A 14,627-nucleotide genomic window follows, 5' to 3' on the forward strand; every position below is an offset into this window, starting at 1 on the left:
CGCTTAAGAATCGTAAATAGCAGCAACGAATTTTGGTCTTGTTCTTAATCCCGATGCCGGCCGGCATCGGGATACAAATCGGGATACAAATTACCGCATTTCGTTCGCTTAAATTCACATTGGCGAAATGAGTGCCGCCCCGGGCCGAAGGCCCTCCAGACAAGCGTTTCAGCCTATCCGTGTATACCTCGATACTTCGCCGCGCCGCCGCGCTTCCTTAAATGAGTCGGCTTCAGTAATATCTAAGCCGGTTGTCATTGGTATTATCTGACTCAGCCATTATGGAAATCAGCCTCACGCGGGAGAGACTGCATAACCGGCGGGTAGCGGGGTCAACGCTGGACGGAGTTCTGACAGCAGTATTACCAAAACCATCGCAAGCGAAATGCAAGCGTACTTGATGCGCACGTAGGCCCCTGCCTGCAAAGAGGGTCTGCAAACAAACTCGAACGATGGCCCGGATTCACCGGAAAAACGGCAATAACGCCCGCCTCACCGGCATTGGACGCGCTGCAGCAATGCCGACACCCATTTCTGTTGTTCCGGATGCACCATCGGCGCAACCCGTCACAGGGTCCATGGACTGACCAAACCCATGAATCGATCACGGCCCAAAGCGCCACGCGACATGAAGCAAGCGGATTTTCCGCGACGGCGCCGCGCATTGTTCGCCATTCCGGCGTTGGGCGCGCTCGTGCTCGTCCTGCTGTGGACGGTGATCTTTGCGCGCCTGTCGGTGGAGCGCGACGCCGCCACTCACGCGTCGATGGCCTCAGCAGCCATTCTCTCGTCCGCGCTCGAGCAGCACACGATCAAGGCCATTCACCAGGTCGACCAGATCACGCGTTTCGTCAAATACGAGTTCGAAAAGACCCCTGGACAGTTCAACCTCGCAAGCACGGTTGAAAAAGGCGTGGTGCAAAGCGACACGCTCGTGCAGGTTTCGTTGATCGACGAACGCGGCATGCTGATCGCCTCGACCTCGGGCGTCACGCCGAAACCCGTCGATCTCTCCGATCGGGAACATTTCCGGATCCACCAGCTTTCCAACGACGACCTGCTCTACATCAGCAAGCCCGTCCTCGGCCGCGTCTCCCGGCAATGGACGCTGCAGATCACGCGCCGCCTGAATCATCCCGACGGCTCATTCGCGGGCGTCGTGGTGGTGTCGGAGGACCCCAGCTACTTCACGAGCGACTTCTACAACGTGGCGTCAATCGGACGCGACGGCGTGGTCGCCGTGATTTCGGACAACGGCTCGGTGCTCGCGCGCAGCACCGGTATGGGTGCAGCCGCGACGTCCGCCCGACCGGACGGCCACCCGATCAAAAAGGTCGACGGCAATGGCAACCCGCCCGCCGCGTTCACAGCAAGCGGCGTGTACCCGACCTCCGACCACGCATCCGGCATCTATGTCGATCCGATCGACAACGTCACGCGCATCGTTTCGTACCGGCACATAGATGGCTATCCGCTCGGTGTGCTTGTCGGGTTGTCACAGGCGGAGGAATTTACCGACTTCCATCACACGCGGCGCGTTTATCTGCTGATGGCGACTTTCATCTCGCTCGCCATGCTTGGCTTCTTCGCGGTCGCGACCGGGCTGATCGGCAAGCTGCTCGGACGTGAGCGCGAGATGACGCATCTGGTTGAATACGATTTGCTGACCGGTCTGCGAAACCGCTATTCCACGCTGCAAATGCTGCGTCACGACGTGGCCAAGCCGGAGAACGTCGGCCATCTTGCGCTGCTTTTCATCGATCTCGACAACTTCAAGACGGTCAACGACACCCTCGGCCATAACGCCGGCGACATCGTCCTGCAGATGACCGCGTCGCGGCTGGCGCAAACGGTCAGCGACAACGGCATGCTCTCGCGTATTGGCGGCGATGAATTCGTCGTCGTGGTGAAGGGCGCCGACGTCGAGCGGCAAGCGGTTGAACTGGCCGAAGCGGTTTCGCATATGTTCGCGACGCCTTTCGACGTGCGCGGCAGCGCCTTCGTGTTGCACGCGAGCATTGGCATTGCGTTGTATTCCGTGTCGAGCGAAAGCGAAATCGACTTGTTGAAGAAGGCCGATCTGGCCATGTACAGCGCGAAAGATGCGGGCAAGAACTGTTACCAGTTCTATTCGCCGCAGTTATCACATCGCGCCGATCATTTGATGAAGTGGGAACAGCAATTACGGGTCGCCCTGACCCAGGATCAATTGTTCCTCGCTTATCAGCCAAAGATCGATCTGACCCGGCGATGTATCACCGGTTTCGAAGCGCTGGCGCGATGGAATCATCCCCAGCACGGTCTGATTCCGGCTAACGAGTTCATTCCGGTCGCGGAATCGACGGGACTGATCGTGCCTATCGGCGACTTTGTGATTCATACAGCTTGCCGGCAATTAGCCGTCTGGCAGCGTCAAGGGTATGACGGGTTGTCGCTTGCGGTGAATATCTCGGCTGTGCAGTTCTGGCGCGGGGATTTGCTTGAGACAGTAGCGGCTGCCATTCGCGAAAGCGGTATAGCGCCGGGGAAACTCGAACTCGAGATTACTGAAACCGTGATGATGGAGTTTCCGGATATCGTCGCGGAAAAGATTTCTGCGTTGAAGCGGCTGGGTGTCAGGATTGCACTGGATGATTTCGGCACCGGATATTCGTCGCTGTCTTATCTGAACCGGTTTGCCGTCGATACGCTCAAGGTCGATCGCTCGTTTATTCAGGCGATTCCGCATGATCGCAGCGTCTGTGTGATGGTGTCAGCCATCGTTAATCTCGCCCGGTCGCTGGGATTGACAGTTGTGGTTGAAGGGACCGAAACCGAGGAGCAGGTTGCGTGGTTGTCGCGGCTTGGGCCCATCGAAGCACAAGGTTTTCTCTTTTCTCGCGCGGTTCCGGCGGACGGTGTGCAAGCGCTGCTCGACCGGTTTGGGGTCTGCGGCCTCGGGCTCATGGCCGACGTAGCGGCGGCCCTGCCGTGGGGGGAAACTCCGTCTAATACCGTCGATTGATTGTGTGGGTCGATTAGCTCAGGTTTCCTGGCGTCACCACCGGTAATCGACACCTGCACTTCCTGCATGCGTGTGACCACCACCGCCAAATTCACCGTCATAGCGTAAAAAAGCGTGGATTTGCCGGCCCAATTCCACTCGCGCACCAAGACCGACTTGTGCCATATCTCGCGCCGGTCCGCTGCCGTGAACCGTAAAATCACTATCGGCTGCGCCTTCGAAGCTCGCGTTAATCGCTTGTGTCTGCACGCCATATTGATGAGCCCAGGCCAGTTGCGCGTTCAGGCTCCAGGCGCGGCCGATCCAGTCGACGTCTTTACGCCATTGCGCACCCAGTAGCGACCGCATTGAATTCGCCGTATTCCCGGAGACGGCCAGATTCGCCGAATCTGCTCCGGTTTCAGTGAATGCCGGACTCTCCACACTCTGCATTTCAAGCGCCACGAATGGCGTGAATACACCGAATTTCGCCATTGGCAGATCCACGCCGTTACGTAGCGATGCGAAGTACTGGTTTCCATCGACGTTTCCCAGCGCTGTGCGCGGGGTATCGGTGAAAAGGAGGGAACGTTTCATTTCATCGTCATTGCGTGCATAGCCAATCGTGGCCTGGAGCCAATACGCTCCCGGCACATAGCTGCCGTAAAGCGCAGCCTGATAGGTATCAAATTGGCCGTGAACAGGCAGCGTATCCGTCGACGTATTGCCATGGATAGCAACCAACGCGGCGCCCAGCGTGAACTGCGGCGCAACGCGATAATCGACACCGGATATCACGCCGGCCAGACTTGTTTGCTGGCCAAGCCACGTGTCATACCCGCCTGTGCTGCCCGTGCTGCCGAGCACGCTGATCCACGAACATGCCCGTGTTCCATTGGCAGGCAACGCAGTCGCCTCGCCTGCCGCACAAGCACCTGTGGTGCGTGCCGCGGTCAATCTTGAATCGATTGCGTCCATGCCCAGCCGCGCGGCTTCGAAGTGCGCGTTGGGGAACGCCGTATAGGCTTCCGCGCCCAGTTGGTCGAGTGCCGCGTAAGCCGATGAACCTTCGAGGTTCAGCAGGTCACCCGTGACGGACAGAAAATCGCGAGTCGGCAAAGCACCCGCGCCGATGCCCGCTACGCCGTGATCGAGCGCCGCCTCGACCGCTATCTGGTTTGGCGTGCCACCGGCGAACTGGAAGCCGCGTTGTACGTGAATGTATGCATTGTTCGCGTCGTAGACTAACGTCGGCAAGACGAATGGGTTAGATACTGTGATGCCCGAGTAAGTGCCATTCAGGCCAGAAGTTGTACTAATTATCTTGTACGTGTCACTTGGCGTGAATAATCCAGCGCGCAACCGCGCTTGTACGGTGCCACCCTGTAGCGTTGCGGTGCCATCGACGCTGATGAGATCGATTCCTTGCGGCGAGACATTGGCTTCGTAGCGGCTGCCAGCAGTCTGGACGTATGAGCCAATGACTGACAGCGTGCCGATCGCCAAAGGCTGAAGAACGGTTGTTGTTGCTGCGGTGCCCGTCACGCCCGGTGCAATGACGCCTTGCACCATGAGCGCGCCATTCAAGGTTCCTGTTCCAGTCAAGGTGGCGCCCGGAGCGACGGTTATCGCCGGGCTGGTCAAGGTGCCTTTCAGCCGCAAGGTGCCACTTTCAATAACGCTTGAGCTACCTACCTGAACAGAACTGGACACGGTCCAGTCAGCGCCTTGCATCGCGAGCGTGGAAAAACCGTAGGTGCGGCTGGACAGTGTTCCCGAACCCTGCAGGACCAGCGCATTTGCCGAACCGTTTCCGCCATCGAGATCGCCTGATACCTGACTGCCACTATCGAGCGTCAAGCGGTTATTCGACCCTGTAAAACTCACCGCGGCGCTATTTCCGGCCAAGGTTCCGGCGTTATAAACCGAGACGTTCGAACTGGCCTGTACGGCAGCGCCTCCCGCACTTGTAATCGATCCGCCCGGCTCATTCGTCAAGCTCGCTGCGCCGGTTAATGCATCGATCATGACGCCGGTTCCGTTTTGCCCTTCTGTTGCGATGGTCCCCGCATTGGTGATCGAGACATTCGAACCAGCCTGGACAGCAACACCCGCTGCACTTTTGATCGATCCACCTTGCTTGTTCAGAAGCGTCGTAGGACCGGTTGACGCATCGATCGTCATGCCCGCTCCGCTCCCTCCTGTCGCTACAATAGACCCTGCGTTGACGATCGAGACGTTCGAGCCAGCCTGTACGGCATTGCCCGCTGCACTTGCAATCGATCCTCCCAGCTCATTCGTCAAGCTCGATGAACCTGTTAGTGCATCGATCATGACGCCCGTTCCGTTTGCACCTTCCGCTGCGATAGATCCCGCATTGGTGATCGAGACATTCGACCCGGCCTGCACTGCAACACCCGCCGCGCTGTTAATCGATCCACCTTGTTTGTTCAGAAGCGTCGTAGGACCCGTTGACGCATCGATCGTAATCCCCGCTCCGCTTCCGCCCGTCGCTGCAATGGAACCCGAGTTGAGAATCGAAACGTTCGAGCCGGCCTGTACAGCATTGCCCGCTGCACTTGTAATCGATCCGCCCTGCTCGTTGGTCAAGCTCGCCGCGCCAGTTGACGCATTGATCGCAATCCCGGCTGCGCTACCCATCGCTGCGATGGAACCCGCATTGACAACACTCGTTCCCGCGCCGTTCGCGATGACAGCGGCAGCACCATCGGCACTACTACTTATTAATCCGCTATTGATTACACGGCTCGAATCATTAACCGACACCGCGTTTCCCGACGAAGCGATAATCATGCCGCCGGACACCACCTCGATATCGATCCCCGTTGCCCCTGGCGTTGCTATGACGCTACCGGTCAACCGTCCTGCCATCTCCACGCCGCCGCCGCTCACGAGCCATGTCTGCGCGGCGCCATTAGTGCCAGTGAAAGTCCAGATGCCCGAATCGTTTTTTTGCAGAATGTCGAAGCCGCGATATTGTTCGGTCGCACCAAGGCTTGAAATATCGAATCTTCCCGAACCGGTTCCGCCAAGAATCAGCGTATTGGTGGTGGATACGCCATGCGCACTGGCATCGACGATTCCGGTAATCGCCGAGGTGCCCGCAAGAATCAAGGTATTGTTCTCCGGGCCGAACAGGATCGCCGTGCCGTCCGCGCCAGTGATACTGCCGCTGTTGTAGACCACGCTGCCAACTCCGGCCGTGCCTTCAGTCAGATCGATTCCCGTGCCGTTCGCCGAAAGAATAACGCCAGCGTTCTGAACGGTAGTCGCGGAGTTGGCGAGAATGGCGGGGCCATAGCCTGCAATTCTTCCGGTCGCGAGATTAATGACCGTTCCGCCGCTCGGCAAGTGAACTCCCGACTGAGCTTTCGTTATGTCCAATGCAGAGCCGCCAATGTCGCCTCCATTAGTGACCGAGCTATCTGAGTTATTGGCAAAGACACCATCCAGGTGGCCCACGATCGAGGCACCGGCGGAATTGGTCACGTTACCGCCGTCGTACAAAGCGATGGCCGTGCTGCTCTGGGTGATTACCGATCCGTTATTGACGATCACCGCCGGGCTGTCAAACTGAATAGGGAAATGACCGCCAATAACGGACCCGTTGTTAGTTAGCGTCCAGGGGCCGTCGTGATCGATGTCCCCGTATATGGCGTCACTACTCTGCGTGCTCGTATCAATATACGCGCCGGCAATCACGTTGTAGGGATTGCCCGCCGGAGTCAATACATAACCGGTCGCGGAGCTGCCGAGATCAGTTGCATTTGCTTTCCCCACCATGCAATTGATCAGGATCAGGATGGTTATAGACGCGTCCCGCCAACGACGCCCCGTTTTCGACTGACGTACCAAACGACCGGAACATTCCCTTTCTGACCTGTTCGAAGCACGCATTGCCCATGTCCCGGACGATTAAATCCCAGCACTCTAGACCGTCGCGAAGGTATTGACCATGAGCCGGAATACCTTCAAACATGGAATGAAATGCTGAGACTGACCGCTGCAATCCGTCATTCGTTTCTGCTACGGTTTGTGCAACAACGCGCTACATTCCCCGCGATAAAACCGCCGTACCCACTGTCACCACACCCAGCACAATATTAACCAGCACCAGCCTTCTGATGGTACCCACCGCCCTCGCGCCATCCGGCCAGTTTTGCGATTGCACTGCGCGGCGGATTTTCGGGAATACACCAAAGCGGATATGGCCGAAAATCAGCATCATCACAATGCCGAGACCTGCCATGGCGTGTAACGGCAACGCCGCCTGGGCGCCGCCGAATTGCGTCAGCAAAAACCCGCCCGTCAGCAATATCACCAACACCGATGCCGCCACCCAGTTAAAGAATCGAGCGAATACCGACTCCCATAACGGCAACCTCAATTGCGGCGATAAATCCGCTATTGCCGGCCGCAGACAGAAGTGAGCAAAAATCATCCCGCCAATCCAGACCGCCACTCCCAACAAATGCAGGAACAGCGCCACTTCAATCGCCTTGTTCATTAACGTTCCTAAATGCAGGTGAATCACCGGTTCCCACTGCCGGGCCAAGCGCTTGATCACGCAAGCACTTATCCGCCACTTCGGCTCCCACCTTTTTCATAAGGTTCGGGCGTTCGACTCAGCCAGACGGAGCCAGTTCAAGTATTTTCAAGATAAACAAACGCCCCGGGCCGGCTTAGCCAACCCGGGGCGCGTCATTACCCATCATTGCGCGTCAGTAATCAGCCTTCGAACACCGGCCGCAACTCCGTCACCTTGATAGTGGACTCGGGCGCACGGCCCTTGCGCGCCCGTTTGCCTACGTGTGTTTCCAGAGCCGCACCGCCAAGTTTCTCGTCACGCGCCTTGCCGCCCCGGCCTGTACCGATCAGCACCAAACCGCGTGCGTCGATAGCCAGCGCCTGCCGCAACGTCTCCTTCGGATCGAGCGCCATCAAAATGACACCACGGCCACCGCCTGACAAGGTCTTCATCTCGTCTATATCGAATACCAGCAGGCGTCCATTACTCGACAAGCACGCGACCTTCGTGGCGCCTGGCAGCACCGGCATGGGCGTAAGCGGCGTCGCGCCTTCGTCGATGGTCATGAACGACTTGCCCGCCTTCACCCGGCTCACCATGTCGCCGAGCTTGGCCATGAAGCCAAAGCCGTTACTCGATGCCAGCAGCAGCGGCTGCTCAACCGGAGCGGCGAAGTAATGCAGCAGGTGAGACCCCGACTCGAGTTCGATCAGCGACGTGACCGGCACACCATCGCCGCGCCCGCCCGGCAGGATTGCAACCGGCACGGAGTACACGCGCCCGTTGCTGCCCCACGCGATCAGCATGTCGGGCGTACGCGCCTGGAACGCAGCGTAAATGCCGTCGCCGGCCTTGAACTGGAAGCTGGCCGGATCGAGGCCATGCCCCTTCAACGCCCGCACCCAGCCCTTCTGGGATACCACCACCGTCACCGGCTCGTCGACCACCCGCACCTCGAACGTTGCCCGCTTTTCAGGCTGGATCAACGTGCGGCGATCGTCGCCATATTGCTTGGCGTCCGCTTCAATCTCCTTGATCAGCAGCCGCTTCATGGCGGCGTCGCTGTTCAGCAACTCTTCGAGCTTTTCCTTTTCGCTGCGCAATTCCTTCAGTTCCTGCTCGATCTTGATTGCTTCGAGCCGCGCCAGTTGCCGCAAACGGATTTCAAGAATGTCGTCGGCCTGACGCTCGCTGAGACTGAACCTGTCCATCAACGCCTGCTTCGGGTCATCGGCTTCGCGGATGACACGGATCACTTCATCGATATTCAGAAAGACGATCATCCGCCCTTCAAGAATATGAATCCGGTCGTTCACCTTCCCCAGCCGATGCTGCGTGCGGCGCGTGACCGTCGTGAAGCGGAAGCCGACCCATTCGTGCAGGATCTCGCCGATGCTTTTCTGGCGCGGCCGGCCGTCCGCGCCGATCATCACCAGGTTGATCGATGCGTTCGACTCCAGGCTCGTGTGCGCGAGCAGCGAATTCACGAACTCGGTCTGGTCGATACGGCTCGACTTCGGCTCGAATACAAGCCGCACCGGCGCGTCGCGGCCGGATTCGTCGCGGACCGTGTCGAGCAAGGCGAGCAACGTCTGCTTGGTCTGCAACTGATCAGGACTCAGCGCCTTCTTGCCGAGCTTGATCTTCGGGTTCGTCAGTTCCTCGATCTCCTCGAGCACCTTCTGGCCGGACGTGCTCGGCGGCAATTCCGTGATGACCAGTTGCCACTGACCGCGCGCCATGTCCTCGATCTTCCAGCGCGCCCGCACCTTCAGGCTGCCACGGCCGGTTTCATAAGCCGCCGCGATCTCAGCCTGAGTCGAAATAATCTGGCCGCCGCCCGGAAAATCCGGACCGGGAATCAGCTCGACCAGCCGCGCGTGATCGATCTTCGGATCGCGGATCATCGCAACCGCGGCCGCCGCGACTTCACGCAGATTGTGCGAAGGAACCTCGGTCGCCATCCCCACGGCAATGCCCGACGCGCCGTTCAGCAGCACGAACGGCAGGCGCGCGGGTAAAAGCTTCGGCTCCTGGAATGAACCATCGTAGTTCGGCATGAAATCGACGGTACCCATGTCGATTTCATCCAGCAGCAATTTCGCGATCGGGGTGAGACGCGCTTCCGTGTAACGCATGGCGGCCGCGCCATCGCCGTCGCGCGAGCCGAAATTACCCTGCCCGTCGATCAACGGATAGCGCATCGAAAACGCCTGCGCGAGACGCACGAGCGCGTCGTAGGCCGACTGGTCGCCGTGCGGATGGTATTTACCCAGCACGTCGCCCACCACCCGAGCCGACTTCACCGGCTTGGCGGTGTTGGCGAGGCCCATCTCGTTCATCGCGAACAGGATGCGGCGCTGCACGGGCTTCTGGCCGTCGGAAACGTCGGGCAGCGCCCGGCCTTTGACCACGCTCACCGCATAGTCGAGATACGCGCGCTCGGCGTAATCGCCAAGCGTCAGTTTTTCGCCTTCCGGCGCGGCTTCTTGGTCCGCGAAGAGATCGTCCATCAGATTTCCAGTGTTATGCGTTGACGAAGTTCAGGGTGTACGTACAGCGTCAGATCGGGCGTCGCCTAAGCCGAAGCATGAACGCGTCAAATGTCGGCTTCAACTTCGTTGCCCTTCTCCTCAAGCCAACTGCGCCGCGACGCCGCTTCGCCTTTGCCCATCAGCATCGTCATGCGTGTGACCGTGTCGTCAAACCCAAGATCGCCCACCTGAACCGGCAGCAGACGGCGCGTGTCCGGGTTCATCGTGGTGTCCCACAACTGCTCTGCGCTCATCTCGCCCAGCCCCTTGAAGCGGCTGATCGACCATTGCGTCTCGCGCACGCCGTCCTTCCTCAGCTTGTCCAGAATCGCCTCGAGCTCACCTTCGTCGAGCGCGTAGAGCTTTTGCGCCGGCTTCTTGCCGCGCGCGGGGGCATCGACGCGAAACAGCGGCGGCCGCGCGATGCATACATTGCCCTGCTCGATCAGTTGCGGGAAGTGCTTGAAGAACAGCGTGAGCAGCAGGACCTGGATGTGCGAGCCGTCCACGTCCGCGTCCGACAGGATGCAGATCTTGCCGTAACGCAGATTCGAGAGATCGGCTTTCTGGTCCAGGCTGTCCGGACCGTGCGGGTCCACGCCGATAGCCACCGCGATGTCATGCACTTCATTGTTTGCGAACAGCCGGTCGCGCTCGGTTTCCCACGTGTTCAGCACTTTGCCGCGCAACGGCAGGATGGCCTGGAATTCCTTGTCGCGACCCATCTTTGCCGAGCCGCCAGCCGAATCGCCCTCGACCAGGAAGAGTTCGTTGCGCGAGATATCCGTCGATTCGCAATCGGTCAGCTTGCCGGGCAGCACCGCCACGCCCGAGCTCTTGCGCTTTTCGATCTTCTGCCCGGCACGCGTACGCGCCTGGGCCTGGCGGATCACCAGTTCAGCGAGTTTCTTGCCGTACTCCACGTGCTGGTTCAGCCACAGTTCGAGCGCGGGCCGCGTAAACGACGACACGAGTTTCACCGCGTCGCGGCTATTGAGACGCTCCTTGATCTGCCCTTGAAACTGCGGATCCAGCACCTTCGCCGACAACACGAACGACACCCGGGCGAACACGTCTTCCGCCAGCAGCTTTACGCCCTTGGGCTGAAGGTTATGCAGTTCGACGAAGCTCTTGACCGCCTGGAACAGTCCGTCGCGCAAGCCCGATTCATGCGTGCCGCCGGCGGGCGTCGGGATCAGGTTGACGTACGACTCGCGCAACAACGGGCCTTCTTCGCTCCACGCCACGACCCACGTTGCGCCCTCGCCTTCGGCGAAGGTTTCCTCGGTCGATTTCGCATTGCCTGCGAACCGCTCGCCTTCGAACAACGGAATAAGCAGGTCGCTGCCGCCCATGCCTTCGAGCAGGTAACCGCGTAACCCGTCCTCATATTTCCAGCTTTGGCGCTCGCCGGTTTTTTCATTGATGAGCACGACTTCCACGCCCGGCAACAACACCGCCTTCGAGCGCAAGAGCCGCTGCAATTCACCAACCGGCAGATTCGGCGAATCGAAATATTTGGGATTGGCCCAGGCAGTGACACGGGTCCCGGACTTCTTCTCGCCGCGATTCATGGCACGGGTTTCAAGCTGCTTCACCACGTCGCCATTCGAAAAGCCGAGATCCGCGACCTTGCCGTCGCGCCACACGGTCACATCCATCCGCGTGGACAACGCGTTCGTCACCGATACACCCACGCCGTGCAGGCCGCCCGAAAAGGTATACGCACCGCCGGCGGCCTTGTCGAACTTGCCGCCCGCGTGCAGGCGCGTGAACACGATCTCGACGACGGGCACGCCTTCTTCCGGATGCATGCCGAACGGAATGCCGCGTCCATCGTCTTCGACAGATACCGAATGATCGGCGTGCAGCGTGACCGTGATCTGCTTGCCGTAGCCGCCGAGCGCCTCGTCGGAGGCGTTGTCGATGACTTCCTGAATGATGTGCAGCGGATTTTCAGTGCGGGTGTACATGCCGGGCCGTTGCTTGACCGGCTCGAGACCCTTGAGCACCTTGATCGATGCTTCGCTGTATCCGCTGTTCTTGCCGCTGTCGGCGGCGCTGGGTTTTTTCGTGGACATGTCTGGACGTGGGTCCGGCAGTCCGGGTGGCCGCGACTCGAATTCGATAGCAGAATTCAGAGAGCGGCCACGCCGGACAACCGGCGAATGCGTGAACATAGCGGGCCAACCCGGCCAACCGCGCCTGAGCCGGCCGCGCCGGATTGCGCGTTATTAACTCGAAACCGCGACGGCCTCTCGCCTGGACTACAGCGTTTCACTGCAAGGTGTCACCACGGTGTAACCGCGGAGATCCTTCGGTGACCCTTTCCTCAAGGCCGTGCGCCCGAAAACGCGACGTATTTTACTGTTTTCGACAATTTTTTCGATATGGGGAAGACACAGGTCCCAAAGGCCGGCTTACTTGCGCTTTGCTTCCAGTTCTTCCCAGCGTTCGAGCGCGACCAGCAATTCTTCGTCGATAGCCGCATGCCGTTCGCTCAGCCGCGTGCCTTCTTTCGGATCTTTCGCGAACACCGACCCGTCTTCGAGCTTGGCCGCAATCGACTTTTGCTCCGCTTCGAGTGCGGCGATCTGCGCCGGCAGCGCCTCCAGCTCGCGCACTTCCTTGTACGGCAATTTGGTCGAGCGCTGCGAATTGCGACCGGCGCCGCTGTCTTTGGGCCCGTCTTCCTTCTTCGCTTGCTTGGCCGTGTCGCGGGCGGCGTCCAGAGCGATTCTCTCCGAACGTTCACGCTGGATCTGCCAGTCGGTGAAGCCGCCCACATATTCGCGCCACATGCCGCCGCCTTCCGACGCAAAGACCGAGGTCACGACGTTATCCAGGAACTGGCGATCATGACTCACCAGCAGCACGGTGCCGTCGTAGTCGGTGAGCAGTTCTTCCAGCAGTTCGAGCGTCTGGATGTCCAGGTCGTTGGTTGGCTCGTCCAGCACCAGCACGTTAGCGGGCCGCGCAAACAGACGCGCGAGCAGCAGCCGGTTGCGTTCCCCGCCCGACAGCGAGCGCACAGGCGAACGCGCGCGCTCCGGTGCGAACAGGAAGTCGCCGAGATAACTCATGACGTGCTTCTTCACGCCGTTCACCTCGACCCATTCACTGCCCGGGCTGATGGTGTCGGCGAGCGTTTTGTCGAGGTCGAGCTGCGCGCGCATCTGGTCGAAATACGCTACCTGCGTATTGGTGCCGGTGCGCACCGTGCCTTCGTCCGGCGCGAGTTCGCCCAGGATCATCTTGAGCAGCGTGGTCTTGCCCGCACCGTTCGGACCGATGAATCCAAACTTGTCGCCACGCATGACGGTCGCGCTGAAGTTGTCGACAATCGTTCGATCGCCGTATTTCTTCGTCACGTCGGTCAGTTCCGAGACGATCTTGCCCGAGCGCTCGCCTTGGCCCACATCCAGCTTCACATTGCCCTGCACGTTGCGGCGTTCGGCGCGCTCGTTGCGCATTTCCACCAGCCGCGCGATACGCCCGACGCTGCGCGTACGCCGCGCCTCCACGCCCTTGCGGATCCACACCTCTTCCTGCGCCAGCAGCTTGTCGAACTTGGCCGCTTCGACCTGTTCGATCTCAAGCTGTTGCGCCTTGCGCGTCTGGTACGCGCTGTAATTGCCCGGATACGACAGCAAGCGTCCACGATCCAGATCCACGATGCGGGTAGCAACCTTGTCGAGGAAAGCCCGGTCATGGGTGATGAACAGCAAACCCGTGCGCAGCGTGACCAGCATCTCTTCCAGCCAGCGGATGCCGTCGAAGTCGAGGTGATTGGTCGGTTCGTCCAGAAGCAGCACGTCCGGTTGCACGACCAGCGCACGAGCCAGCGCCACGCGCTTTTTCATGCCGCCCGAAAGCGCGCCCGAACGAACGTCGCCGTCCAGCCCGATCTGCTGCAGCGTGGTCGCCACGCGGGTTTGCCAGCTCCAGGCATCGTGCAGGTCGAGCGAGGATTGCAGCGCGTTCATGCGTGTCAGCAGGTCGTCGTGCTCGGGACCTTCGGGGGTATCGGCGAGTTTGTGCGCCACGACGTCATATTCGTCGAGCAGTTCCCGCGCATGGGACAAGCCGGACGCGACGACGTCGAACACCGACGCCTCCAGGTCGAACTCGGGTTCCTGCGGCACGTAAACGGTCGTGAGCTCGTTTTGCCGCGTGATGAGGCCGTCGTCCGGCTTGGTGAGCCCGGCGATGATCTTCAGCAGCGACGACTTGCCCGCGCCATTGCGGCCGATCAGGCCGACGCGTTCGCCCGCTTCGAGTGAAAAGTCAGCGTGATCGAGCAACGCAACGTGGCCGAACGCGAGTTGCGCGTTCGAAATGGAATAAAGCGACATGGGAGGCAGCCGGAAAAGTGCAAATACTGGAAGGGGCCATTGTACCGGTCTTGACCGGCGCGCCTGGCGGCCGCTTGCAGGCCCTATGCCATCAGGACAAGGCAAAGCTGCCCGATAAGCCGCAAAAAAACGCGGCCGCGCCGCGTTTTTTGAGATGAGCGCCAGGATCAGAGCGGCCCGGCGCCGATCGATGTCACGCAGCGCGA

6 protein-coding genes are annotated in these 14,627 nt (G+C 59.8%); 1 reads left to right on the forward strand and 5 read right to left on the reverse strand.

What is annotated here, in order from left to right; all coding sequences use genetic code 11:
• Positions 1 to 595: 595 nt before the first annotated feature.
• Positions 596 to 3,004 carry an EAL domain-containing protein gene (locus HB376_RS10065; protein WP_213763496.1) on the forward strand — a complete coding sequence of 803 codons (2,409 nt, stop codon included), beginning with the start codon at positions 596 to 598 and terminating at the stop codon, positions 3,002 to 3,004.
• A 33-nt stretch (positions 3,005 to 3,037) separates the two neighbouring features.
• On the opposite strand, the gene HB376_RS10070 is transcribed toward HB376_RS10065, so the two are convergent.
• From HB376_RS10070 to HB376_RS10090, 5 genes are all read right to left on the reverse strand, one after another.
• Positions 3,038 to 6,787: an autotransporter domain-containing protein gene (locus HB376_RS10070; RefSeq protein ID WP_213763497.1), complete on the reverse strand. Its 3,750-nt coding sequence runs from the start codon at positions 6,785 to 6,787 to the stop codon at positions 3,038 to 3,040.
• Between the two features lie 265 nt (positions 6,788 to 7,052).
• Positions 7,053 to 7,511 carry a CopD family protein gene (locus tag HB376_RS10075; protein ID WP_213763498.1) on the reverse strand — a complete coding sequence of 153 codons (459 nt, stop codon included), beginning with the start codon at positions 7,509 to 7,511 and terminating at the stop codon, positions 7,053 to 7,055.
• A gap of 221 nt (positions 7,512 to 7,732) precedes the next feature.
• The gene (gene parC, locus HB376_RS10080; protein WP_213763499.1) at positions 7,733 to 10,045 is read right to left on the reverse strand and encodes a DNA topoisomerase IV subunit A; all 2,313 of its coding nucleotides are present in this window, start codon (positions 10,043 to 10,045) and stop codon (positions 7,733 to 7,735) included.
• Positions 10,046 to 10,131: 86 nt separating this feature from the next.
• The gene (locus tag HB376_RS10085; protein ID WP_213763500.1) at positions 10,132 to 12,147 is read right to left on the reverse strand and encodes a DNA topoisomerase IV subunit B; all 2,016 of its coding nucleotides are present in this window, start codon (positions 12,145 to 12,147) and stop codon (positions 10,132 to 10,134) included.
• 339 nt (positions 12,148 to 12,486) lie between these two features.
• Entirely contained in the window at positions 12,487 to 14,421 is a 1,935-nt protein-coding gene (locus tag HB376_RS10090) for an ATP-binding cassette domain-containing protein (RefSeq protein ID WP_213763501.1), read from the reverse strand.
• Positions 14,422 to 14,627 lie beyond the last annotated feature (206 nt).

Source organism: Caballeronia sp. dw_19, from assembly GCF_018449515.1.
GTDB lineage: Bacteria > Pseudomonadota > Gammaproteobacteria > Burkholderiales > Burkholderiaceae > Caballeronia.